12 protein-coding genes are annotated in these 25,250 nt (G+C 67.1%); 10 read left to right on the forward strand and 2 right to left on the reverse strand.

The window, feature by feature from the left end:
• Positions 1-382: 382 nt before the first annotated feature.
• The 4 genes from LZK98_RS09765 (at position 383) to LZK98_RS09780 (ending at position 9,006) form a co-directional block, all read left to right on the forward strand.
• Positions 383-2,758, forward strand: a complete 2,376-nt coding sequence (locus LZK98_RS09765; protein ID WP_233786345.1) for a glycosyl hydrolase 115 family protein — start codon at positions 383-385, stop codon at positions 2,756-2,758.
• Positions 2,755-3,930, forward strand: a complete 1,176-nt coding sequence (locus LZK98_RS09770) for an endo-1,4-beta-xylanase (RefSeq protein ID WP_233786346.1) — start codon at positions 2,755-2,757, stop codon at positions 3,928-3,930. The genes LZK98_RS09765 and LZK98_RS09770 overlap by 4 nt, the downstream gene beginning before the upstream one ends.
• A 1,116-nt stretch (positions 3,931-5,046) precedes the next feature.
• Positions 5,047-8,109 (forward strand): TonB-dependent receptor, encoded by a 3,063-nt coding sequence (locus tag LZK98_RS09775; RefSeq protein WP_233786347.1) that lies wholly within the window; start codon positions 5,047-5,049, stop codon positions 8,107-8,109.
• A 129-nt stretch (positions 8,110-8,238) separates the two neighbouring features.
• Positions 8,239-9,006, forward strand: coding sequence for a FadR/GntR family transcriptional regulator (locus LZK98_RS09780; RefSeq protein WP_233786348.1), 768 nt, complete (start codon positions 8,239-8,241; stop codon positions 9,004-9,006).
• Positions 9,007-9,201: 195 nt separating this feature from the next.
• Here the strand turns inward: LZK98_RS09780 and LZK98_RS09785 are convergent, their stop codons facing one another.
• Entirely contained in the window at positions 9,202-9,480 is a 279-nt protein-coding gene (locus LZK98_RS09785; RefSeq protein ID WP_233786349.1) for a helix-turn-helix domain-containing protein, read from the reverse strand.
• A gap of 287 nt (positions 9,481-9,767) precedes the next feature.
• On the opposite strand from LZK98_RS09785, the gene LZK98_RS09790 reads away from it, so the two are divergent.
• Positions 9,768-11,114, forward strand: coding sequence for a GntT/GntP/DsdX family permease (locus LZK98_RS09790; RefSeq protein WP_233786350.1), 1,347 nt, complete (start codon positions 9,768-9,770; stop codon positions 11,112-11,114).
• A 10-nt stretch (positions 11,115-11,124) separates the two neighbouring features.
• Positions 11,125-11,802 carry a FadR/GntR family transcriptional regulator gene (locus LZK98_RS09795; protein ID WP_233786351.1) on the forward strand — a complete coding sequence of 226 codons (678 nt, stop codon included), beginning with the start codon at positions 11,125-11,127 and terminating at the stop codon, positions 11,800-11,802.
• A 202-nt stretch (positions 11,803-12,004) separates the two neighbouring features.
• Here the strand turns inward: LZK98_RS09795 and LZK98_RS09800 are convergent, their stop codons facing one another.
• Positions 12,005-12,526 carry a gluconokinase gene (locus LZK98_RS09800; RefSeq protein ID WP_233786352.1) on the reverse strand — a complete coding sequence of 174 codons (522 nt, stop codon included), beginning with the start codon at positions 12,524-12,526 and terminating at the stop codon, positions 12,005-12,007.
• A 205-nt stretch (positions 12,527-12,731) separates the two neighbouring features.
• On the opposite strand from LZK98_RS09800, the gene LZK98_RS09805 reads away from it, so the two are divergent.
• The 4 genes from LZK98_RS09805 to LZK98_RS09820 all read left to right on the forward strand — a co-directional run bounded on the left by LZK98_RS09805 (position 12,732) and on the right by LZK98_RS09820 (position 25,215).
• Entirely contained in the window at positions 12,732-15,764 is a 3,033-nt protein-coding gene (locus LZK98_RS09805; RefSeq protein ID WP_233786353.1) for a glycosyl hydrolase family 28-related protein, read from the forward strand.
• 40 nt (positions 15,765-15,804) lie between these two features.
• Positions 15,805-18,816, forward strand: coding sequence for a TonB-dependent receptor plug domain-containing protein (locus LZK98_RS09810; protein WP_233786354.1), 3,012 nt, complete (start codon positions 15,805-15,807; stop codon positions 18,814-18,816).
• An 85-nt stretch (positions 18,817-18,901) separates the two neighbouring features.
• Complete coding sequence (locus LZK98_RS09815; protein ID WP_233786355.1) at positions 18,902-21,934, forward strand: glycosyl hydrolase family 28-related protein; 3,033 nt, start codon at positions 18,902-18,904, stop codon at positions 21,932-21,934.
• Positions 21,935-22,416: 482 nt separating this feature from the next.
• Positions 22,417-25,215 (forward strand): TonB-dependent receptor, encoded by a 2,799-nt coding sequence (locus LZK98_RS09820; RefSeq protein ID WP_233786356.1) that lies wholly within the window; start codon positions 22,417-22,419, stop codon positions 25,213-25,215.
• Positions 25,216-25,250 lie beyond the last annotated feature (35 nt).

Genomic DNA, 25,250 nt, shown 5'->3' on the forward strand with positions numbered 1-25,250 from the left:
AATGTGCCTGATTCGAGTGTGAGTTGACCGTCGCCCGCCCCAAATGGTAGCGCTACCTTAAATGGTGCACCACTCATGGTGCAATCACCGGAGGGGAACGATAGTGGCCGAGGTCAGGCGTCCGTTGTGTGATTGGCTGCCCGTGCGAGGGCTGGCGGCGCTTGCGTTCCTTTTCGGAGCCTTGTTCGGACCCCCAGCGCTCGCCTGTACCGCGCCGGTGACGCCTTGTGGTGCTTCCGGGGCCGGCAGTTTCGCGCTTATTCGGAATGGGCAGCCGGCGCCGGTCTACGTCGATGCCGGCGCGGACCCGGCGATCACACTGGTCGCGAGGAGCTTCGCCGGGGACCTGCAGCGCGTCGGTGGTCGTGGGAGCGGTGGGGCCGTGCTGAACGACCTGCGGCTGGCCAAGGGACAGGTCGTGATCATCGGCGCGATCGGCACCAGCCCGGTCATCGACCGCCTTGCCGCGGAAGGGAAGCTGGCGACCTCCGATCTCCGCGGGCGGTGGGAAGCCTATCGCCAGGTGGTGGTGGAGCGGCCGCTGCCGAACATCCCGCGGGCGCTGGTGATCGTGGGGTCCGACCGTCGCGGCGCCGTGTTCGGGGCTTATGACCTTTCCGCGAAGATCGGCGTCAATCCCTGGAACTGGTGGGCGGATATCCCGGTCCGCAAGCGTGACGATCTCTTTCTTACGGCCGGTTCGCACACCGATCAGCCGAAGGTCCGCTACCGCGGCTTTTTCATCAACGACGAGGATCCGGCATTCAGCGGCTGGGCGAAGAAGACGTTCGGCGGCCTGAACTCAGCGATGTACGAGCATGTGTTCGAGCTCGTCCTCAGGATGAAGGGCAATTATCTCTGGCCGGCGATGTGGGGGAAGGCATTCGCCGTCGACGATCCGCGGAACCAGGCGCTCGCCGATCAGATGGGGGTGGTGATGGGGACCTCCCATCACGAGCCGATGATGCGGGCACAGGCCGAATGGCACCGTGACACCGGCAGCGGCGTTACCGGCGGCAAGTGGGATTATGCGCAGAACGGCGCCAACCTCCGCGCCTTCTGGCGGGGGGCGATCGAGCGGATGGCGTCCAAGCCCGGCGGCGGGACCTACGAAAGCCTGGTGACGATCGGGATGCGCGGCGACGGCGACGAGCCGATGGCCGAGGGCACCGCGACGCGTCTTCTGGAAACCATCGTCGCCGATCAGCGCAGGATCATCGCCGACGTGACCGGCAAGCCCGCCGAGCGGACGCCGCAGGTGTGGGCGCTGTATAAGGAGGTGCAGGACTATTACGACGACGGGATGACCGTCCCGGACGACGTCATCCTGCTGTTCTGCGATGACAATTGGGGACAGATCAGAAGGCTGCCGGAGAAGCCGGATCGACGCGCGGGCGGTTACGGCGTCTATTACCATTTCGACTATGTCGGCGCTCCACGAAACTACAAGTGGATCAACACCAATCAGATAGAGAAGACCTGGCAGCAGATGGACCTCGCCTATCGGCGAGGCGCGCGCAGCCTGTGGATCGTCAACGTCGGCGACATCAAGCCGATGGAGTTCCCGCTGCAGTTCTTCATGGACATGGCCTGGGACCCGGAAGCGATGACGCCCGCGGCGCTCGCGGCCTATCCGGAGCGGTGGGCCGCCGCCGCGTTCGGCCCCGACCATGCGCAGGCGATCGGGCGGATGGTGACGCGCTACGGACAGCTTGCGGCGCGGCGCAAGCCGGAGCTCATCGACGCGGCGAGCTTCGATCTCGGGCCGGCGTCGGGCAAGACGCTCGACGGCGGCGAATTCGGCGCGATGGTCGCCGAATGGGATGCGCTGGAGCGTGAGATGCTGGCGGTGAAGGCCTCGCTGCCGCCCGAGCAGCGCGACGCCTATTTCCAGCTGGTCGAGCATCCGATCGCCGCACTCGGCAATCTCTACCGCCTCTATTATGCGGTGGCGTGGAACCGGCGGCTGGCTGCGGCCGGGGACGTTAGGGCCAACGCCTTCGCCGACCTGGCCGAGGCTGCGTACCGGCGCGACGGGCAACTGACCCACGACTATCATGCTCTCGCCGGCGGCAAGTGGGACAGGATGATGTCCCAGATCCATATCGGCTACACGAACTGGCAGCAGCCCGATACACAGAAGATGCCGGAGGTGGTCCGCGTGCCCGGCGGCGCGCCCGTCCAGGTTCCGACGATCGGGCGATCGGAAGCCGGCGCCGATCCGGGGATCGTCGCGATCGAGGCCCCGGGCTTCAGCCGGACCGTCAACGGGAAAGGGCTGACCTGGACCGTCATTCCGCATCTCGGACGGACGCTCGGATCGGTGGTGGCCTTGCCGCAGGGGCGGCCCGCGACCGGCTTCGGCGATGGCGTGCGGCTCGAATATGATGTCGACCTGCGGCAGGCGGGCGACGGGCAGGTGCTGCTCTATCTGGTCCCGACCCTGGACACGCACGGTGGGAAGGGGCTCAGGATCGGCGTCTCCGTCGACGACGGTCCGCCGCAGACGCTGACCTTCAATCCGGTGCCGGCGGCCGGCGGCGCGCGTTCGACGGAGGAGCGAGCCTGGGTCGAGGCAGTCAAGGACAACGCCGTCACCGTCAGCGCCAGATTTCCCGCGCTGTCGGCCGGACGGCATCGCGTCAGGGTCTGGCGCCTGGACGACAATGTGGTCCTCCAGAAGCTGGTGATCGCCACCCGTCCCGTTCCGCCGTCCTATCTGGGGCCGGTGCCCACCGCCGCTTCGGTGCGCAAGTGAGCGCGCCGATAGCTCCGCTGCTGAGCCGGCGTGACGTGATCGCCGGCTGTGCCGCGCTGGGGCTCGCCACCGCGGCGGATGCTGCGGGCGAGCCGGGCCTGGCGGAGGTCGCCGCGCGCAGGGGCATCCTGTTCGGGTCGGCAGTCGCCTGGGGAGGGCAGGGGAGCGATACCGGCTCCTTCGCCAATCCGCGCTATGCCGCCCTGCTCGAGCGCGATTGCGCGGTGCTGGTGCCCGAGAACGAGCTGAAGTGGCAGGCCACGCGGCCCGGGCCGCGGCTTTTCGACTTCGCGCGCATGGATGCGATCGCCGATTATGCGACGGATCGCCATATGCGCCTTCGCGGCCATACGCTGTTCTGGGTGCCGCCGCAGTGGTACCCGGACTGGCTGCGCGACCATGATTTCGGGAGCCGCCCCGCGCAAGCGGTCGAGGCGATGCTGGTCGAGCATGTGCGGACGGTCTGCGCCCGCTACGGCAGCCGCATCTTCTCCTACGACGTGGTCAACGAGGCGATCCAGCCGGAGACCGGGGCGATCCGCGATACCGTCGTGACCAAAGCGCTCGGCGGCGAGGCGATGCTCGACCTCCTGTTCCACAGCGCCCGCGCCGAGGCGCCGCACGCACAGCTGGTCTACAACGACTATATGAGCTGGGAGCGGGGCACCGAGGACGAGAGCCATATCCGGGGTGTGCTCAAGCTGCTCGAGGGGTTTCGCAAGCGGAACACGCCGGTCGACGCATTGGGTGTCCAGTCGCATATCCGGTTGCTCAAATCCGATCCGGTTGCAGCCATCGTCAAGGAATCGGCGGGGCCGTGGCGCCGCTTTCTGGACGAGGTCGTCGCGATGGGCTTCGATCTCGTCATCACCGAATTCGACGTCAATGATCGGAAGGCCCCGGCCGACATCGCCGCGCGGGACGGCGCGGTCGCGGACTATGCTCAAGCCTATCTCGACATCATGTTCAGCTATCCCCAGCTGCGCGAGATGCTCGTCTGGGGCCTGAGCGATCGCTATAGCTGGCTGGAAGGCTTCGATCCGCGCGCCGACAAGCTGCCCAAGCGCGGCCTGCCCTATGATCGGGAATTCCGCGCCAAGCCGCTCCGCTCCGCCATCGCCCGCGCGCTTGCGGGAGCGCCCCGGCGGGAACCGCTGAGGCCGGCGGGCTGACCCTGGTCCTGTTGACGATCAGCTGAGCGGTGGCGCGGCTGGCAGGCGCTGGTCGCGGGGCTCAGGACAGGCGCCGGAAACCCGCGGAAAACCGTCGAAGGTCACGAAAGTCACGGGTAGAACGACCCCGATCCGGATGGTGCCTCCGGTATCAGGACACCCGAAAATGTTGACTAAATTGACTCAGGGCATGTGTGCGCGAACCGGTCCGCTCGGAACGCTACACGCATGCGACAGATATGCGACGCGTACGCAACGACGGCGCGGCACCGGCGCGACAGCGATGCGACACTGATGCGGCGGCAACGCGGCGTGGATGAGATCGACGGGATCAAAGAGCGGCCCGACGCTCGTGCGGCTCGGACCGGGCGAGCCAAGCAGGCGAAATCCTATATTGCAAGCGGCGGTGACGGCGGGAGGCTATCGGCCCGGTCGGCGGCGGAATGGGCCGATCGATATCCAGATCGACGAGAAACGCGGCTCTCTCAATCCTCCCCCGCCAGGGGGAGGTGGCACGCGGAGCGTGACGGAGGGGGAGGAAGCGGGTCAATAGCAGGTTGCCGTCCTCCCCCTCCGTCGCCTTCGGCGCCACCTCCCCCTGGCGGGGGAGGATTTGGAATGTCGATCCAGTCAGTGTTCCTGCGAAGGCAGAAGCCCAGGCCGTAGTGCGGCGCACATAATCCAAGGCTCCTGCCTTCGCAGGAGCACGTTCCTGTTCATTCGGGCGGACTCCAAAGCCGTCCGCAAATAAGAAGTTTGATATCGATATCACTGATTCCCCGCCTGTATCGCGACATGCGGCAAGGCGCTCCCGCTTAATCTTCCTCCATTTCAAGCCTCAAGCCTCCGGAAGGCCGTCGCTCGCACGCGATGGTATCGCTCCCATTTTTTGATTGACACAAGAGGTCAGGCCACTAGCCTGACCACAAAGAGAAGGTGAGGCACCCAATCGCTTCACGAATAGGGAGAGGGGACATGAGGCCGAAAGGGATCGACGGCAATTCTGTGCGCATCGCGTGGCTGTCCGGGACGGCTTTGGCGATGGCGCTGGTGGTCATGCCAATTGGGGCGAATGCGCAATCTGCGGCACCGTCAGGGAGCACGTCCCAGGAACGCGTGGCCAGCCCGGCATCCCCGCCGGCACCACCCGCGCAATATCAGGCTGTGCCGGGGGATGCGTCCGACTCCGAGAACCGGGCCGACGACATCATCGTCACCGGCTATGCGAGGTCGCTCGAGGATTCGGCGAACGCGAAGAAGAACGCCACCAACTTCACCGATTCGATCTTCGCCGAGGACATCGGCAAGTTCCCCGACCTCAACCTCGCCGAATCGCTGCAGCGCCTGCCGGGCGTGCAGATCGATCGCGATACGTCGGGCGAGGGGACCTACATCAACGTGCGCGGCCTCAGCGCGGGCTTCACCGTGCTGACGGTCAACGGCTTCGCGATCAGTACCTCGGCCAACGGCTCCAACGAAGGCCGCGGGTCGAGCCTCGACATCCTGCCGTCGGAGCTGTTCCGCCGCCTGACGCTCAGCAAGTCGCCGATCGCCAGCGCGGTCGAGGGCGGCACCGCCGGATCGGTCGACATGCAGCCGATCGGTCCGTTCGACCGCAAGGGCTTCCACGTCAGCATCCAGGCGCAGGGCTCGTATCAGGACGCCGACAAGACCACGACCCCGCGCATCGCCGGGATCGTCAGCAACACGTTCATGGATACGCCGATCGGCGACTTCGGCATCGTCGTCGCCGGCGCCTATGCCAAGCGCAACTATCGCAGCGAGATCTTCAACACCGTCGGCTATACGACGATGAGCCTCGGGTCGGCCTGTCCCACTACGCGTGCGGGCTGCAACTCGCTGACGATCGATCCGAGCAGCCTTCCCGCGAACAACGTCGACAACCGGACGTCGGGCTATGGCGGCGGCGGCGGCGCCACGCTGACCCGCGTGCCGAGCAACGTGCCGCCCGAGCTCGGCCTGCCCGCCGCGGGGTCGCCGCTCGTCCAGTGCGGGAACGGCGTGCCGGGCGGTACGTCGGGCATGTCGTGCCAGGACCTGAGCTATGTGATCGTCCCGCGCCTCGTGCGTGCGGAGCAGGTCGTCGGCTCGCGGGACCGGAAGGCCGGTATGCTCAATTTCGAGTGGCGGCCGGTCGATGGTGTGAGCCTCAGGGTCGATTCGATCCTGAGCGAGTCGAACAATAATTTCGGCCAGCACGACGTGATGATGGTCGTGCGCAGCTACAACAACAACATCCCGATCGACTTCGAGGCGGACGAGAACAACGTCCTCACCTCGGGCACCTTCGGCAATGCCTATTTCCTCAACCAGAGCACCGACGCCCAGACCTATACGCGGCTGTTCTACCGTTCCGCGCAGCTGGATTGGGAGATCAACAAGGACTTCCGCGTCTCGGTCGCCGGCATGGTCAACACCGGCAAGTTCAAGAACGATTCGCTCCAATACACGCTGCAGTCGGCGCCGGGGCAGGTGCAGCCGGTCGTCTACGCGCCCGGGCAGACCGCGCCGGCCGGCGGCGGTCCTGCATCGAACCTCACGCCGCTGAACACCGGGCAATATGTCAATTACAGCTACACCCCGGGCGACCTCACGCCCCGGATCTCGTCGAACATCGACCTGGCGAACTACACCGGCTGGTACTGGAACAGCATCCAGATCGCGCCGAACCGGCAGGACCTGAAGCAGAAGGCCGGCCGCATCGACTTCGCCGGCGGCGACGCCAACCGCTTCCAGGTGTCGGCGGGCATGATGGTCTCGAGCTTCGAGCGGAACATCACCAGCTGGAACGTGTCCGATTGCGCGTTCCGCAACAACTGCACGTCGCAGTTCACGTCGCAGGAGACCTCGGTGCTCGGCGCGGTGCCGAACTCTGCGATCCCGCAGTTCCTGACCAACCTGCCGGCGAGCGGCCTGTTCAAGAATGCGCCGTTCGACGCGGGCTTCAACGGCGGCTGGCAGGTCCTCGACTTCGCCAAGATGCGCAATGCGGTCGATTTCGATTATTACATCAACCAGACCAATCCGGGCGACCAGCCGGGCAACTATCTCAACACCTATTCGCCGCGGGTGCTGACCGAGGATACCTGGTCGAACTATCTGATGGTCGACGGCCGGCAGGACGTCTTCGGGGGAGAGCTGCGCTACAATGCCGGCGTGCGCTACACCCGCACGACCCAGACCGTCGCCGGCATCGTCAACGACTTCCTGGTGGGCGGCGGCACGCGGACCGCGCCCTTTACCAAGAGCAGCGGTTCCAAATGGCTGCCGAGCGCCAACTTCGCCTATCTGGCGACCAACTCGCTGGTGTTCCGCGGCGCCGCCGCGCGGACCGTGACGCGGCCCAATCCGCAGGACCTGGCGCCGACCTTCGGCCTCAGCCTGGACGGCGACGTCTTCACGAGGGGCAACCCCAGCCTGCGCCCCTTCTATGCCGACAATTTCGATGTCGGCATCGAATGGTATCCGCGGTCCAGGACCGTGCTGACGTTCAACCTGTGGTGGAAGAACGTCCACGACTATCCCGCGACGATCGACACCGCGACGCCGTTCGCCGAAACCGGCCTCGTCTTCAGCCGCCTGAGCCAGCGTCAGCAGACCGGCATCAGCAACCTCGGCAACGGCGACCCGAACGCAGCGCGCATCATCGTGCGTCAGAAGCTCAACTCGGACGTCACGGTGAACCTGTTCGGGCAGGAGTTCCAGTGGATCCAGCCGCTCGATTTCCTGGTGAAGGGGGTCGGCTTCAATGCGAACGTGACGCATATCTCGCAGAAGCTGTCGGGCACGGTGCCCAAGAACTTCAATCCCAAGTCGCTGATCGCAGGGCTCGCGCCGTGGACCTACAACGGCACGATCTATTACGAGACCAAGGGCGGGTTCTCCGCGCGGCTTTCCTACACGCACCGCGACGAGAATCTGAACACCGTCTGCCCGTGCAACAACGTGCCCGGCGATCTCTACTCGATCGCGACGGACTATATGGATGCGCAGATCAGCTTTCCGCTGCCGTGGTACACGAACCTCAAGATCACGCTCCAGGCGCAGAACCTGCTCCAGCAGGTCCAGCTGAACCGGTACGAGAACCGTGAATCCCAGCCGGACGGCGCGACCTATGCCGGCCGCAATTTCCTGATCGGCGCGCGGCTCAATTTCTGAACCCTCCTCGGGCGGCGCGCTTTGCGGCGCGCCGCCGCTTTTTTGGGAGGTAGCCGAGAGAGATTGGCGTTATCCGTTTCTGGCACTGGTCAGAGCGGCTATACCGTACCGAAACGACGGGAGCGGTGCGTGCGCCAGGAACGGCTTTACGAGCATGTGAAGAAGGAAATCGCCGCGAAGATCGCGGCGCACGAATATCCGGTGGGGTCGAAACTCCCCTCCGAGCGATTGCTCTCGCAGGCCTATGCGGTGTCCCGGCCGACCATCCGCGAGGCGCTCATCGCGCTCGAGCTGGACGGCCAGGTCGAGGTCCGTCACGGTTACGGCATCATCGTCACCTCCGCCTCGCCGGCGGGCGGCAAGGCCAATGAGGCCGATGTCGGGCCGTTCGAGCTGCTGGAGGCACGGCGGGCGATCGAGGCGGAAACCTGCGCCCTCGCGGCCCAGCACGCGGATGCCGAGGACGTGAGGGCGCTGGAGGCACTTCTCGAGGAGATGGTCTCGACGCTGGGCGATTTCCCGACGTGCGAAGACGCGGATCGGCGCTTCCACCTCGCGATCGCCAGAGCGTCGCGCAACAGCGCGTTCGAGGCGGTGGTCGAGCAATTGTGGGACATGCGCGACCGATCGGCGCAGTATCGGCTGGTGACGGAGAAGGCGCGGGCGGCCGGGGTCGCTCCCGTGGTCGAGGAGCATCGTCAGATTCTCGCGGCGATAACGTCGGGCGACCCGGACCAGGCGCGGGCATGCATGCGAAGCCACATCAACCGGGTATTGCGCGACCTGCTCCACGCGACCGAAGTTCATGAGATCGAGCAGGTGCGGGCGCGCCTCATGGCCGATCGCCGCCGCTATGCGGATTCGCTTGAAGAGGCGGTTGACCTGCCCGAGCGGTGATCCGGCGGCATTGGGGAGGCTCGGGAGGTTCACGCGGCTGATCGTCGTCCGGGCGGCACGGACAAGGCCGGCAGCTCCAGCGGACGCGCGTTGCCTTGCCGCGCCGCGACGCTGTGGCTCACCACGCCTGCGCACTGGAGTGTCGAAGGGTGTCCGTTAGCCGCGCGGCAGCGGCGTTGAGCGCGCCTGGAAAGATTACTGGGCGAGCGAACGCTGCCCGTAGCCCATCGTCTGCGCCGCGATCGCGACCTGGGTGCGGTTACGCACGTTGAGCTTGCGCATCAGCGCGGTCATGTGCGCCTTCACCGTCGCTTCGGCGATACCGAGATCGAACGCGATCTGCTTGTTGAGCAGGCCGGAACGGACGCCCTGAAGCACCTTGATCTGGGTGGGAGTGAGCGTGGCAAGGACGGCCCGGCCATCCTCGCGCGCCGCGCCGTTGGCCACTGCCTGATGCTGCTCGGTTCCGATCATCATCATCTCCCTTTTTTCGCGCGGTTCTGTTTGCCGCATCGCGAGCCGCGGTTGGGGCGGGGAATCGCGATAGCGCTAACTTAGCGCTATCTGTTGGACAGATTCAAGCAGGTAACGCGCATTCTGCCGCAATTCCTGTGGTAAATGCCGGGAATCTGTCCTACAGATATTGCCAAGCTCCCGACCGTGGAGCACGAGGAAGGGAGCGGATAACAAATGGGGCGATGCCGACCCTGGCGGGGCATGGAGACGATCCTCCGCGGGCCTTCGAGGAAAGGGGGAGGGCGATGACCTTCGCCGACTATCGCCTCGTCCTTGCCGCTGTTCTGGGCATCGCGCTGTCGATCCTGCTGATCATAAGGGGCCGCTTCCATCCGTTCGTCGGGCTGCTGTGCGGCGCCTTCGCGGTCGGTCTGCTCGCCGGGATGCCGATCGGCGACACGGCCAAGGCGGTGCAGAAGGGCGCCGGCGACATCCTGGGCGGAACCGGCCTGGTGGTCGCGCTGGGGCTGGCGCTCGGCGCGATGCTGCAGCTGTCGGACGGTGCCGCCGGGCTCGCCCGCGCGGCGCTGCGCTGGTCGGGCGTCGCCGGAGCGCCCTGGGCGAGCCTGTTCGCCGCGCTGGTGATCGGCCTGCCGCTGTTCTTCGAGACCGGGCTGGTGCTGCTGCTCCCCATCGTCGCCACCGCCGCGGCGGCGCTGCCGCAGGGCGCGAACGGCGATGCGGCCAAGCTCCGCCTGATGCTGCCCGCGCTCGCCGGCCTGTCGGTGGTGCACGCGCTGGTGCCGCCGCACCCGGGGCCGCTGCTCGCGGTCGAAGCGCTGGGTGCGAGCCTTGGCCGGACGATCGTTTACGGCCTGATCATCGCGTTGCCGGTCGCCGTGCTCTCCGGACCGGTGCTCGCGCGCCTTACCGCGCGCGGCGTGACGCTCGGGCCGCCCGCGCTCGAGCCGGTGCGAGTGGAGATGGAGAGCCCATCGTTGTGGCGGGCGTTCGTGGTCGTGCTGATGCCGGTCGTGCTGATCGCGGTGGGCCAGGTCGGGGCGCTGCTGCCCGCCGGCGTCGCGCCGCGCTTCGCCTGGCTCGGCGCGGCGAGCAACCCGATCGCGGCGCTGCTGATCGCCTGTCTTCTCGCGCTTCCCCTCCTGTTCGGCCGCCGGCTGATCGAGCCGCGGATCCAGGAGGCGATCTGGATCGAGACGATGAAGCCCGCCGGCACGATCCTGCTCGCGATCGGCGCGGGCGGCGCGCTCAAGCAGGTGCTGGTGAGTGCCGGCCTGTCCGACATGCTCGTGCGCGTGGCGGCGGGCGGTGCGGTCTCGCCGCTGGTGCTCGCCTGGCTGATCGCGGTGTTCATCCGGCTGGCGACGGGATCGGCGACAGTGGCGACGATCACCGCGGCGGGCGTCATGCCCGGGTTGGTGGCGGCGTCGGGCGTGTCGCCCGAATGGACCGTGCTTGCGATCGGCGCCGGCTCGGTCTTCTTCTCGCACGTCAACGATCCGGGATTCTGGCTGGTGAAGGGTTATCTGGGCACGGACATGCCCGGCACGTTCCGGACCTGGTCGGTACTCGAGACCGTCATCTCGGTGGCGGGATTGCTGCTGGTCCTGGCCGCCAGCAGCGTGTTCTAGGGAGGCCGCGATGAGCGAGGGACGGGCGGCGGATCGCGCCTATACGGGCATCGTCGAGATGATCAATGCCGAGGGTCTCGGCATCGGCGACCGGCTGCCCTCGGAGGCGGGGCTCGCCGAGATGTTCGGCGTGTCGCGCACGATCGTCCGCGAGGCGCTGGTCCGTCTCGCCTCCGACGGGATCACCGAAGCGCGGCGCGGCGCAGGGTCGTTCGTGAAGAGCCGGCCGTCCGACCGGCTGGTCGCCTTCATGCCGCTCACCGAGCTGTCGTCGACGCTCGGCAGCTACGAGGTCCGCTTCGTGCTGGAGGCGGAGGCGGCACGGCTGGCGGCGATGCGGCGCTCCGCCGAGGACCTTGCCGAGATCGAGGATGGGCTGGTGCGGCTGCGCGAGGCGCTGCTGTCGAGCGCGCCGGCCCATGCCGAGGACATGGACCTGCATCGCCGGATCGCGCGGGCGACCGCCAATCCGGCCTTCGTGGTCGCCTTCGACGCCCTGTCGGAGGAAACGGATCGCATCATGCGCGCCGGGGTGGACATCTCGCGCTCGCGGCCGCCCGAGGTGATCGGCGCGATGATGCGCGAGCATGAGATGATCGTCGACGCGATCCGAGCGCAGGACGCCGACGGCGCCGCGCTGGCGATGCGGTGGCACCTCTCCGAAGGGCGCAAGCGGCTGATGCCATAGGGGAGATCGACATTTAAGGTTGCAGGCATTTCCTAGCCCGATTCCCAGCCGTCACCCCGGACTTGTTCCGGGTCCACCGGACCTAGCGGACTGCACTCAAACCTCTTGCCCGGTCCTTGCCTCCCGGTGGACCCCGGAACAAGTCCGGGGTGGCGGTGAGGAGGGTTGAGATGTCGGTCATCCCCTCACTTGTCGATCGACCCTAAGGCGTCTCCCGTTCGCCGCGCAGCCAGGCCAGCGCGGTATCGCGGAGCTGCTCGGGCGCGGCGCAGGCGTCGAGCGCGATCGCCGCTTCGTCGGGATCGGGGCGCTCGAGGGTCGCGAGCTGGCTGTCGAGCAGGCTCGCCGGCATATAGTGGTGAGGACGATTGAGGAGCCGGCGCATCAACTCGTCCCGGCCGCTATCGAGCAGCACGAACCGCGCCGGCACTCCGATCGCTTCCCGGAGCTGGTCTCGATACCGCCGCCGCAGCGCCGAGCAGGCCGCGACGGCGACGCCGTCCGACCGCACCGCCGCGCCGATCGCCTGTCCGACCCGGTCGAGCCACGGCCGGCGATCCTCGTCGGACAGCGGCTGGCCGGCCCGCATCTTGGCGACCGCGGCCTCGTCGTGGAACTGGTCGCCCTCGAGGAACGGGCAGCCCAGCGTGCGGGCGAGCAGCGCGCCGAGCGTCGACTTGCCGCAGCCGCTCACGCCCATCACGACGATGGCCGGCGCCTTCATGCCGCTGTGACTGTCTGATCCTTGCAAGCGCTGTCCCTGAAGGCTGCCGGCAGCGGGCCCGATCACGGCCCTTTCCGATGGTTGCACGGCTGAGTCCTAACGGCGGCTCCGCGCCGGAGGGAACTACGACCATGGTCGCGGATGGCAGCGGCGCCGCAGCCGCCTATCGGTCGCGGGATCGGGGCACCGGCCCCTTTCGGAGAGGATGATCGAGGGCAGCATGAAAGCGCGCCTGTTCGCGACTGCGGCGATCCTGTGGACCTATGGCTGCGGCCCCGCCGCGGCGGAGTCCGTGCTGCCGGTCGCTCCGAACGATCCCAGGGCGATCACCGTGCGCGGACAGGGCGACGGGCGCGCCGACGACACCGACGCCATCCAGCGCGCGCTCGACGCGGCCCGCGACAAGACCGGCCACGGCATCGTCTTCCTGCCGTCCGGCCGCTACCGCCTCACCCGCACCGTCGTGGTGCCGGCGGGCGTGCGCATCTTCGGCGTGGGCCCGACCCGGCCCGTGCTCGTGCTCGGCGCCAACACGCCCGGCTTCCAGAGCGGCGTGTCGACGATGGTCGTGTTCGCCGGCGGCGACCAGTACAATGTCGGCAAGGTACCCGTCCCGGTGCCGACCGTGGTGCCGCGCGACAAGATCGTCCGCGACGCCAATTCGGGCACCTTCTATTCGTCGATGAGCAACGTCGACGTCGAGATCGGCCCCGGCAACCCGGCAGCGGCCGCGGTGCGCTTCCGGATGGCCCAGCACGCCTTCCTCAGCCACATGGACTTCCGCCTGGGATCGGCCTTCGCCGGCGTCTATCAGGCCGGCAACGTCATGGAGAACGTCCATTTCCATGGCGGCCGCTACGGCATCGTCACCGAGAAGACCTCACCCGCCTGGCAGTTCACCCTGATCGATTCGAGCTTCGACGGGCAGCGCGACGCGGCGATCCGTGAGCATGAGGTCGACCTCACCCTGGTCAACGTCGCGATCCGCGACACGCCGGTCGGGATCGAGATCGACCGCGGCTATGGCGATTCACTGTGGGGCAAGGACGTCCGCTTCGAGAATGTCTCGCGGGCGGGGGTGATCATCTCCAACGAGAAGAACGTCTTCACCCAGATCGGCTTCGAGAACGCGCTCGCCAGCAACAGCCCGGTGTTCGCGCGCTTCCGCGACAGCGGCCGGACCGTCGAGGGCAAGGGCCGCGCCTACAAGGTCGCGTCCTTTTCCTACGGCCTCGCGGTGCCCGAGCTCGGCCGCACCGGCGACTATGCGACCGAGGCCGACATCCAGCCGCTGCCCGCCATGCCGGCGCCGCGCCCGCCCGCGATTCGCGACCTACCCCCTGTGGCGGAGTGGACCGACGTGCGCTCGCTCGGCGTGGTCGGCGACGGGCAGGCGGACGACACCGCGGCGATCCAGCGCGCGATCGACGGCCACCGCGTCCTCTATTTCCCGACCGGCTTCTACAAGGTCACCGACAGCCTGAAGCTGCGGCCGGACACGGTGCTGATCGGGCTGCACCCGGCGATCACCCAATTCTACATCCCCGACAATAATCCGCGCCATGCCGGGCTCGGCACCGTGCTGCCGATCATCGAGAGCCCGCGCGGCGGCGACAATATCCTGTCCGGCCTCGGCCTCTTCACCGGGCGGGTGAACCCGCGCGCGTCCGCGCTGCTGTGGCGGTCGGGCGAGAACAGCCTGGTCGAGGACGTGAAGATCATGGGCGGCGGCGGCACGCCGACCGCGGACGACAAGCCGCTGGGGACCCAGTCCGCGCACAGCGGCGATCCGGTCGCCGACGGACGCTGGGACGCGCAATATCCCAGCATCTGGGTCACCGACGGCGGCGGCGGCACCTTCGCCGACGTGTGGAGCCCCAACACCTTCGCGCAGGCGGGCTTCTACGTCACCGACACCAGCACGCCCGGCCATGTCTACGAGATGTCGGTCGAGCATCATGCCCGCAACGAGATCGTGCTCGACAACGTCCGGAACTGGGAGTTCCTCGCGCCCCAGACCGAGCAGGAAGTGGGCGACGGGCCGAACGCGATCTCGCTGGAGATCCGCAACTCGCGCAACCTGCTGTTCGCCAACTATCACGGCTATCGGGTGACGCGCAGCTACCACCCGGCGCGCAGCGCGGTGAAGCTGTTCAACTCGGGCGACATCCGTTTCCGCAACGTCCATGTGAACGCCGAGAGCGGCTATGCGACCTGCGACGACGAGGGGTGCGGGACGTTCCTGCGCGCCAGCAAATATCCGTTCGAGAATGCGATCGAGGACCTGTCGCACAAGCTGGTGGTGCGCGAGCGCGAGTTCGCGAAGCTCGACGTCGGCCCGGCGGACCGCAGCATCGTGGCGGCGCTGTCCGGCATGGCCAAGGTCGACAAGCTGGAGGAAGGCTTCTGGTCGATCTCCGGCGCGGCGGTGGATGCCGACGGCGCGCTCTACTTCATCGACCGGCGGTTCCAGCGCATCTACCGCTGGACCGAGGCCAAGGGGCTGGAGATCGTGCGCGACCAGCCGCTCGACCCGGTCAACCTGGCGGTCGACGGCTCGGGGCACCTGCTGGTGCTGTCTTCGCTCGGCGCCAAGGCGACCGTCTATTCGCTCGATCCGGCCGGTCCCAAGGACCAGCTCACGCTGATCAAGCCGACGCCCGTCCGCGCGGCATCGGGCGCGCGGACGCTGCTGCCGGTCAACTGGTGGAACAACGGCGAGTTCCGCGACCAGCTCGACCACAAGACCTATGAGTTCACCACGCTCGCCGAGATGTTCGCGCGCGACGCGGGCACGCCCAAGGCGCAGGAATATGTCTCGCCGGACGGCAGCATCGCGCTGCCCGCCTTCCGCGTGTGGCAGCAGGGGCCGACGGATCACGTCGGCTGGCGCTGGTCCGACAGCCTCAATGCCAACGGCTTCGTGAGCGGCAAACAAGGCGACCGGCTGTTCGTCACCAACGGGTCGGAGAACGTCACCTACAGCGGCACGGTGGGGCCGGGCGGCACGCTGACCGACCTCAAGCCCTTCGCCAACCGCGGCGGCGAGAGCGTCGCCGTCGCCGGGGACGGCCGCGTCTTCGTCGCGAACGGGCAGGTGTTCGTCTACGGCGCCGACGGCAAGGAGCTGGGCCGCATCGACGTGCCCGACCGGCCGCTGCAGCTGATCTTCGGCGGGCGCGACCGGCGCACGCTGTTCATCCTCACGCACCACGCGCTCTACGCGGTGACGCCGTGAGGTTGGTCCAATCACAACAGAAGCACCGGGGAGACCGACCATGCTAACGATCTACGCTGACAACCCTCGCCGCCGCCTTGCCGCGGCGAGTCTGACTGCGCTTGCCGTCGCGACGCTCGCGATGCCTGCCGCCGCGCAGACCAGCCCACCGGCGCAGGCCCCAACGGCTCAAGCGACGCCCGCCGACGCGCCCCAATCGCTCCCCGCCGAGCAGGAGACTCAGCAATCGGCGACGGGTGCCGACATCATCGTCACCGGATCGCGCATCACCACCAGCGGCTTCAACGCGCCGACGCCGACCCAGGTGCTCGGCGAGGCGCAGATCGCCAATAACGCGCAGCCGAACGTCTTCAACACGATCGCCCAGCTGCCCTCGCTCCAGGGATCGACCGGCGCGGCGACGGGCACCTTCAGCACGTCGAGCGGGCAGCAGGGCCTCAGCTCCTTCTCGCTTCGCGGCCTCGGCCCGATCCGCACGCTGACCCTGCTCGACAGCCAGCGCGTCGTCGCCGCCAACGTGACCGGCGTGCCCGACATCAGCATGTTCCCGCAGCTGCTGATCAAGCGCGTCGACGTGGTGACCGGCGGCGCCTCGGCCTCCTACGGGTCCGATGCGGTCGGCGGCGTCGTCAACTTCATCACCGACACGCATTTCGAGGGGTTCAAGGGCAATATCCTCGGCAGCATCACCAAATACGGCGACGACGAGACCGCCTTGGTCCAGGCGGCCTATGGCAAGGCGTTCCTCGACAACCGCCTGCACCTCGTGCTGAGCGGCGAATACGACCATGAGGGCGGCGTCGGCGCGGGCGATTTCGGCACCGACCTCGCCGGCAGCCGCGACTGGTATCGCGCGACGACGCTGATGAACACCGGGCAGACCAACAACGGCCTGCCGCAGTTCAACTATCGCGACTATGCGCAACCCTATCAGTTTTCCCGCTACGGCCTGATCAACAACGGTCCGCTCCAGGGCATCGCCTTCGACCAGAACGGCACACCCTATAATTTCAACTATGGGTCGGGCGGCCGGCCGACCGGCACCGGCGCGGTCACCGGCTGCTATCCCGGCAACAGCTTCTGCGAGGGCGGCGACCTGTCGGGCGCGCCGGGATCGGGCGCGTCGCTCAAATCGTCGCTGGAGCGCATCAACGGCTATGGCCGGATCGGCTTCGACTTCGCCCCGGACAACGAGGTCTATCTCACGGTCAATGTGGCCCAGGTGAAGACCCATAACCAGCCGAGCCCCGGCTACGGCCGGTCGAACCTGACCGTCCAATGCGCCAATCCGTTCCTGCCGCAGCTGGTCCGCGATCGCTGCGCCCAGGCCGGCATCACCCAGTTCGGCTTCGGGTCGAGCAACGCCTCCTTCCCCGACCCGCAGGTCTATACCGACCGGCGCCAGTACCGCTTCGTCGGGGGCGCCAAGGGCAAGTTCGACGTTGCGGGCACGAACTGGAACTACGATGCCTATTACGAGCACGGCATCACCATCTCCGACATCCGGGTGAGGGACATCGTCCTGCAGAACCGCTATGCGGCCGCGACCAACGCGATCACGCTCAACGGCGCGATCGTCTGCGCCGATCCGGCGGCGCGGGCGCTGGGGTGCCAGCCGATCAACATCTTCGGCGGCTTCACGCCGTCGGATGCGGCGCTCGCCTATGTCGCGCCGCATGACAACGGCCCGTTCCAGCACACCAAGCTGACCCAGGACGTCGCCAGCCTGAACTTCTCCGGCGAGCCGCTCGAATTGTGGGCGGGGCCGCTGTCGGTCGCGTTCGGCGGCGAATACCGCCGCGAGTTCTACCGCGTGAACGCCGATCCCTACGGCGCCGGCGTTTCGGACCTCAGCCCCAACAGCGCCGACTATCCGGCGGACCCGCTGCTCAACGCGGCGCAGGGCAGCAACTGGGCGGCCGGCAACTACAAGAACGGCCGCGGCAAATATGAGGTCTATGAAGGCTTCCTGGAAGTCGACCTGCCGCTGTTCAACAGCAAGTCGATCGGCCGCGCCAACCTGAACGCCGCGGGCCGCGGCACGCATTACAGCACCTCGGGCACGGTCTGGGCGTGGAAGGTGGGCGGCACCTGGGACACGCCGCTCGACGGCATCCGCCTGCGCGGCGTGACCTCGCGTGACGTGCGCGCGCCGAACCTGTCGGAACTGTTCGCCGCACCGACCGTCACGACGCTGCCGAACTTCAACGACCCGTTCCGCAACGTGGCGGTGCAGGCGTTCCAGAACACGATCGGCAACACCGAGCTGAAGCCGGAGATCGCCCGCAACACCGAGGTCGGTATCGTGCTGGCGCGCCCGTCGTGGCTGCCGGGCCTCAGCTTGTCGTTCGACTATTACAACATCAAGCTGAAGGGCGTGGTCTCCACCCTGTCGGCGCAGCAGATCGTGCAATTCTGCTTCGAGGGCAATCAGGCCTTCTGCGGCGGCTTCAGCCTGGACAATGCCAATCCCAGCCTGAACTACATCAACGTCCAGCCGTTCAACCTGGCCTCCTGGTCGACCAGCGGCTTCGATATCGAGGCGAGCTACCAATGGCAGCGGCCTCTGGGCCTGCCGGGCACTTTCACCGTCCGCGCGCTGGGTACGCATATCCGCAAGTTCATCGTCAATGCGGGCATCGCCGGCGTGGACCCGGTCGATCAGGCCGGCGCGAACAACGGCAACACGCCCGACTGGAAATGGCTGGCCGTGCAGACCTACGACAGCGACAAGCTCACGCTCACGGTGCAGGAGCGCTGGTTCAGCGACGGCACCTTCGGCAACCAATATGTGGTCTGCCAGACGTCCTGCCCCGTTTCGACCGGGAACCATCCGACCATCGACTACAACAAGATGAAGGGCGCGTTCTACGTCGACGTCGGCGCCACCTATAAGATCAGCAACCGCTTCTCCATCTACGGAAAGGTCGACAATCTGTTCGACAAGGACCCGGTGGCCTCGCCGCAGACCAATACCGGCCTGGATATCAATCCGGCGCTCTACGACACGCTGGGCCGGATCTATCGCGCCGGCGTTCGCTTCAACTTCTGATCCCCCTGCCGCCTCCCCGTCGGAGGCGGTCCTCTCCGCCTTGTCCCGGCCCCTTGCGGCCGGGACAATTTTCAGGAGTCGAGACATGCAAGGCTGGTCAGGTGCGTTGATCGGAGCGCTCGCGATGCTGCTGGCATCCGCGACGCCTGCGTCGGCATCGCGGTCGGCCTTTGTGAAAGCGCCGGACGAGCCGCGCGCAGTCACCGTCAACGGCAAGGGTGACGGCCGCGCGGACGACACGGCCGCCATCCAGCAGGCGATCGACGCCGCCGCGGCGAAACCCGGCGGCGGGATCGTGTTCGTGCCGTCGGGCCGCTACCGGATCAGCCGCACGATCTTCATCTGGCCAGGTGTGCGCGTGTTTGGCGTGGGCGCATCGCGGCCGGTCATCGAGCTGGGCGACCATACGCCCGGTTTCCAGCGCGGTATCGCCAACATGGTGATCTTCGCGGGTGCCCAGCGTGATCCGTCGCGCCGCGTTCCGTTCCCGCCACCGGGCAGCGTCCCGTTCGACAAGGATATCGCCGACGCCAATCCCGGCACCTTTTACTCCGCGCTCAGCAACGTCGATTTCGTGATCGGCGACGGCAATCCGGCGGCGACCGCGATCCGCTTCCATGCCGCGCAGCACGCCTATCTCAGCCATATCGACTTCGACATCGGCTCGGGGCTCGCCGGCCTCTACCATGTCGCCAACGAGGCGGAGGACCTCCACTTCCGCGGCGGCCGCTACGGCATCCTCGCCGAGAAGCCCTCGCCGGCCTGGCAGTTCACGCTCATCGATTCGACCTTCGACGGCCAGCGCGACGCGGCGATCCGCGAGCACGAGGCGAGCCTAACGCTGCTCAACGTCGCGATGCGCAACACGCCGGTCGGCATCGAGATCGACCGCGGCTATGGCGACTGGCTGTGGGGCCAGGACGTGCGGTTCGAGAATGTCAGCCGCGCCGGCGTGATCATCTCCAACGAGGAGAATGTCTACACCCAGGTCGGCTTCCGGAATGTCGTGGCGACCGGCACGCCGGTGTTCGCGCGCTTCCGCGACAGCGGCCGGACGACGGCGGGGAAGGGGAGCCGCTACCGCGTCAAATCCTTCACCTACGGCCTGACACTTCCCGGCGTCGGCCGGATGGGCCGGTACGAGACGCGGATGGATGCTGAGACGCTCGCCGCGCTTCCCGCGCCGGCGACGCCGGTGGTCCGCCCGCTTCCCGCCGTCGGCGAATGGGTGAACGTCCGCACGCTCGGCGCCAAGGGCGACAATGCGGCCGACGACACCGCCGCGATCCAGCGCGCGATCGACTGGCACCGCGTGGTCTATTTCCCGGCCGGCTTCTACGTCGTCAGCGACACGCTGCGCCTGCGCCCGGACACAGTGCTGATCGGCCTTCATCCGAGCCTGACCCAGATCGTGCTCGCCGACCGCACCGCGGCATACCAGGGCGTCGGCGCGCCCAAGGCGCTGGTGGAATCGGCGCGCGGCGGCGAGGCCATCGTCTCCGGCCTCGGCCTCGCGACCGGCGGGCTCAATCCCCGCGCCACCGCGCTGCTGTGGAGGGCCGGCGCGCAATCGCTCGTCAACGACGTCAAGTTCCAGGGCGGCCACGGCACCAACCTGTTCGACGGCACCCGCTTCATCCCCTACAACGCGAACCAGACCGGCGATCCCGATCCCGCCAAGCGCTGGGCCGGCCAATATGCCAGCCTGTGGGTGACGCAGGGCGGCGGCGGTACCTTCGTCAACGTCTGGAGCCCCAGCACCTATGCCGATCCGGGCATCTACGTCTCCGACACCGAGACGCCGGGACGGATCATCCAGGCCTCGGTCGAGCACCACGTCCGCGCCGAGTTCGCGCTCAACCGCGTCGCAAACTGGGAGCTGATCGCGCCGCAGACGGAGGAGGAAGCCGGGGAGAGCGGCGACGCGGTGTCGCTCGAGATCCGCGATTCGCGCAACATCCTGGTCGCCAACCATCATGCTTATCGCGTGACGCGGACGCGCAAGCCGGCGCCGGCGGCGGTCACGCTCTACAACTCGCGGGACATCCGCTTCCGCAATGTCCATGTGAATGCCGAAAGCGGGCTCGGCACCTGCGACGAGAACGGCTGCGCGACCTTCCTGCGCGTCAGCAAATATCCCTATGAGAACGCCATCCGCGACGTGACGCATGGGCTGGAGGTGCGCGAGCGTGAGTTCGCGGTGCTCGACGTGCCGGCCGATCCGGCACCGGTCGAACCGGCGACGTTCGGCGGCGCCCGGGTCGAGAAGCTCGCCGACGGCTTCGAGGCGATCGGCGGCGGCGCGGTCGATGCCGCGGGCGGGCTCTACTTCGTCGACCGCAAGACGCAGCGGATCTACGGCTGGTCGGCGGACCGCAAGCTGTCGATCGTCCGCGACAACACGCTCGATCCGGTCAACCTGGCCGTCGACCGTTCGGGCAATTTGCTCGTGCTCTCGTCCGACGGACGAAACGGCACGGTCTACAGCTTCAAGCCGGGAAGCCCCGAGACTGAGCTCACCGTCATCCCGCCGACTCCCGTCGCCGAGCGTCCGGACGCGGCCAAGGTGCTGCCGGTCAACTGGTGGAACAACGGCGAGTTCAAGGACCAGCTCGATCCTGAGACGCTCCAGTTCACCACGCTGGCCGAGATGTTCGCCCGCGACATGGCGTTGCCCAAGGCGCAGGAATATGTCTCGCCCGATGGCAGCCTGGCGCTGCCGGCCTATCGGACGTTCCAGCAGGGGCCGCCCGATTTCCGCGGCTGGCGCTTCTCCGATGCGCTCGACGCCTATGGCTTCACCACGGCAAGGCCAGGCACGCGCGCGTTCGTGACCAATGCGTCGGAGAACAGGACCTATTCCGGCCTGGTCGGCGGGCGTGGGGAGATCACCGAGCTCAAACCCTTCGCCAACCGCGGCGGCGAAAGCGTGGCGACGGACGCCGAGGGGCGCGTCTATGTCGCCAACGGTCAGGTGTTCGTCTACGCGCCCGACGGGCGGGAGCTGGGCCGGATCGACGTGCCCGAGCGGCCGCTCCAGCTCCTCTTCGGCGGAGAGGACCGGCGGACGCTGTTCATCCTGTCACATCATGCGCTCTATCGAGTGAATAGGGACTGATCACCGCCGTCGGCGGTTATGATGGAGAGGCCCCGAACTGGGCCGATCGGCCCTGACGGGCGGATCGGGCGTCGGATTTGCAGGCCAGGACCGTCGAGAAAGCGACCTTCTTCGCGCCCGGCTGTGCGTCTGGCCGATCCCCTGAGCGAGCAGCAGCTGTTGGTCCGGGTGGTGACCGGCGACCGCTGACTCGCGGGTCCATTTGCGACCATCCCGTTAGGACCAGAACGATACTTTTCATGGTGCCAGGCGGGGATTTGGCTCTCCTCCTCTCCATTGTGAGATCGGCTTTCCGCGACGAAATGCCGCTTCCAGGCGGTGGTTGTCGGATGCCGGCGCTGATTGCGCTCGCATGAATGGTAATATTTTGGTTATGTCGATTGTAGCGCAATCGAGCGGGCGAAGCCGCCGGGCGCGACCGTCAGCAGGGAACGGCGTCCACGCGACGCAAGTCAGTCCGGTGTTTGAAAAGGGAGTACCACATGCGTTTGCGAGAGATGACCCTGCTGTCCACATCCCTGGCCGGCATCCTCGGCTTTGCCGGCAGCGCCCAGGCGCAGCAGGCGCCTGCCACGCAATCCGACACGACACCCACGCAGGAAACGGCGCCCCAACCGGCGGGTCAGGGTGCCGATGCCGATCAGTCGGATATCGTCGTCACCGGCCTCCGCGGCAGCCTTCGCGAGGCCCTTGAGATCAAGCGCAACGCGAACGCGGTGGTGGACGCGATCTCGTCGGAGGACATCGGCAAGTTCCCCGATCGCAACGTCGCCGAATCGCTGTCGCACATTCCCGGCGTCTCGATCGACCGCCGTTTCGGCGAGGGCGAGAAGGTCGCGATTCTCGGCACCGATCCGGCGCTGAACCGGATGCTGCTCGACGGCCACGGCCTGGCCTCGGCCGATTGGGGCGGCAACGACAACGATCCCAGCAGCCGCACCTTCAACTATTCGCTGCTCGCGCCCGAGCTGGTCGACCGGCTGGAGGTCTACAAGTCGCCCGAGGCGCGCATCGAGGAAGGCAGCCTCGGCGGCACGGTGATCGTCCGCACTCGCCGGCCGCTCGAGCTCAAGGCCAATTCGATCTTCGCGTCCGGCGGCTATTCGTACAACGACCGGGCGGAGAAAGGGAGCTTCCGCGGCTCCGGCCTCTACAGCTGGAAGAACGAGGCGGAGACGTTCGGCGTCCTGGTCGCCGCCACCTACGACAAGCAGAATCTCGTGCGCTCGGGCGTCGAGTTCTTCGGCTACGACAATGCCGACGGTTCCGGCAGCCCCTTCATGACGACCAACGCCGCGGGCGAGCGCGTGCTCAAGAATCCCAATGCGGTGATCACCGGCGGCACGCTCGCCGATCTCGACAAGGCCGCGTCGCCGTTCGGCATCAACTATGCCTATTTCCAGCAGAAGCGTGAGCGCGCCAGCATCGCGGGCACCGTGCAGCTGCGCCCGGCGGAGAAGCTGACCCTCACGCTGAGCGGCCTGCACATCGACGGCAACTACAACAACTACAGCCAGTCGATGTACACGATCCCCGGCGCCTGGACGGGCGACGTACTGCAGTCGGCGACCATCTCGAACGGCGTGGTGACGGACGCCAGCTTCGGGGCCTCCAACGGGGCGAGCGCGCAGCTCGACACGCTCGTCCGCCGCACGAAGCTCAAGACGGACAACGTCAACTTCTTTGCCGACTGGGAAGGCGATGATGGCTCGAAGCTGTCCTTCGCCGCCGGGTGGAGCAAGGCGAAGGGCGGGCGGAACCCCGAATATCTCTTCAACGTCCAGACCGCGGCGCCGTTCAGCTACTCGATCAGCCCGACGTCGGCCGAGGTGAACTTCGGCGGCGACATCACCAATCCGGCCAGCTATTTCACCAATCCCAACAACAACCCCGCGACGATCGAGGGCAACCCGGTGATCGTCAACGGCGCGCCGCTCGTCGCCGCGCAGATCGGCGGTCTCGACTACAGCGTCACCACCGACAAGGACGCGTTCGCCGGCTTCGACGGGACCGTGCCCCTCGGCGGCTTCTTCACCCAGCTGCTTATCGGCGCCCGCTTCACCGACCACGTCAACCGGGTCGATGCGCGCGGCGTGAACACCTATCTCCAGCAATCGCTGCTCGGCTCGGAGCTGGGCGTGGACGCGCTCGTCACCCCCGACGACGTATTCAGCGGGACGGGAGGCAGCGGCAATGCGACGCGATACCTGAACCTGCCCGAGCAGTCGGTCATCGACGTCCTCGCCAACGCGATCAACTCGCCGCTGGTGGACAAGATCGGCGCCTCCACCCGCGTGAAGGAGCGGGTCGCGGCGAGCTACGTCCAGCTCAACTTCGAGCAGGGCGGGCTGCGCGGCAACGTCGGCGGACGGCTCGTCTATACCAAGAACGTGTCATACTATGCCCTGACGCTGCCGACGCCGGCCGATCCCAATCCGCGCCCGGTGCCGACCAGCACCTCGACCGACTATCTGAAATTCCTGCCGGCGCTCAACGTCGCCTATGAGGTCAATCCGAAGCTGATCTTCCGCGGCGCGGTGGCCAAGGTGATCTCGCGGCCGCGCTACCAGGACCTGGCGGCCTCGATCACGCAGAACGATGTCACTTATGATGCCGGCGGCGGCAATCCCTTCCTCAAGCCCTATGAATCGACCAACTTCGAGGTCACGGCGGAATATTATCCGGCGCCCGGCGCGCTGCTGTCGCTCGAACTCTATCGGCGCGAAATCTCCAACTACATCATCACCACGCGCCAGGAGGGCGTGACGCTCTACAACTCGCTGACGGGCCAGCTCGAGAGCCGTTATAGCGTGTCGCGGCCGGTCAACGGCGGCAAGGCGAAGGTGAACGGCATCCTGATCAACGGGCAGGCGGAGCTCTGGGGCGGGTTCGGCATCCAGGCCAACTATGCCTATCAGGACAGCAGCACCTCGACGACGCTGGACACGACCGAGATCCTCAACCTGCCGTATCTCTCCAAGCACACGGTCAACATCATCCCCTATTTCGAGAAGGGGCCCTTCCAGGCGCGCGTGAGCTACAATTATCGCTCATCCTATTTCCGGACGATCGGCCGCCTCGGCTCGCAGGAGATGGTGGCGCCCTATCATCAGCTCGACGCCTCGGCCGCGCTCAAGCTGAACGACAACGTCACGCTGACCGTCCAGGCGCAGAACCTGCTCGACGAGAAGTATCTGCAATACAGCGGCACGCGCGACCGACCATCGGCCTTCTACAAGAACGGGCGGACCTTCGTCGGCAGCATCTCCTTCCGGATGTAGCCCGAACCCGGGGCTCCGCAATCGCGCGGGGCCCC

The organism is Sphingomonas cannabina, from assembly GCF_021391395.1.
Classification (GTDB): Bacteria; Pseudomonadota; Alphaproteobacteria; order Sphingomonadales; family Sphingomonadaceae; genus Sphingomonas; species Sphingomonas cannabina.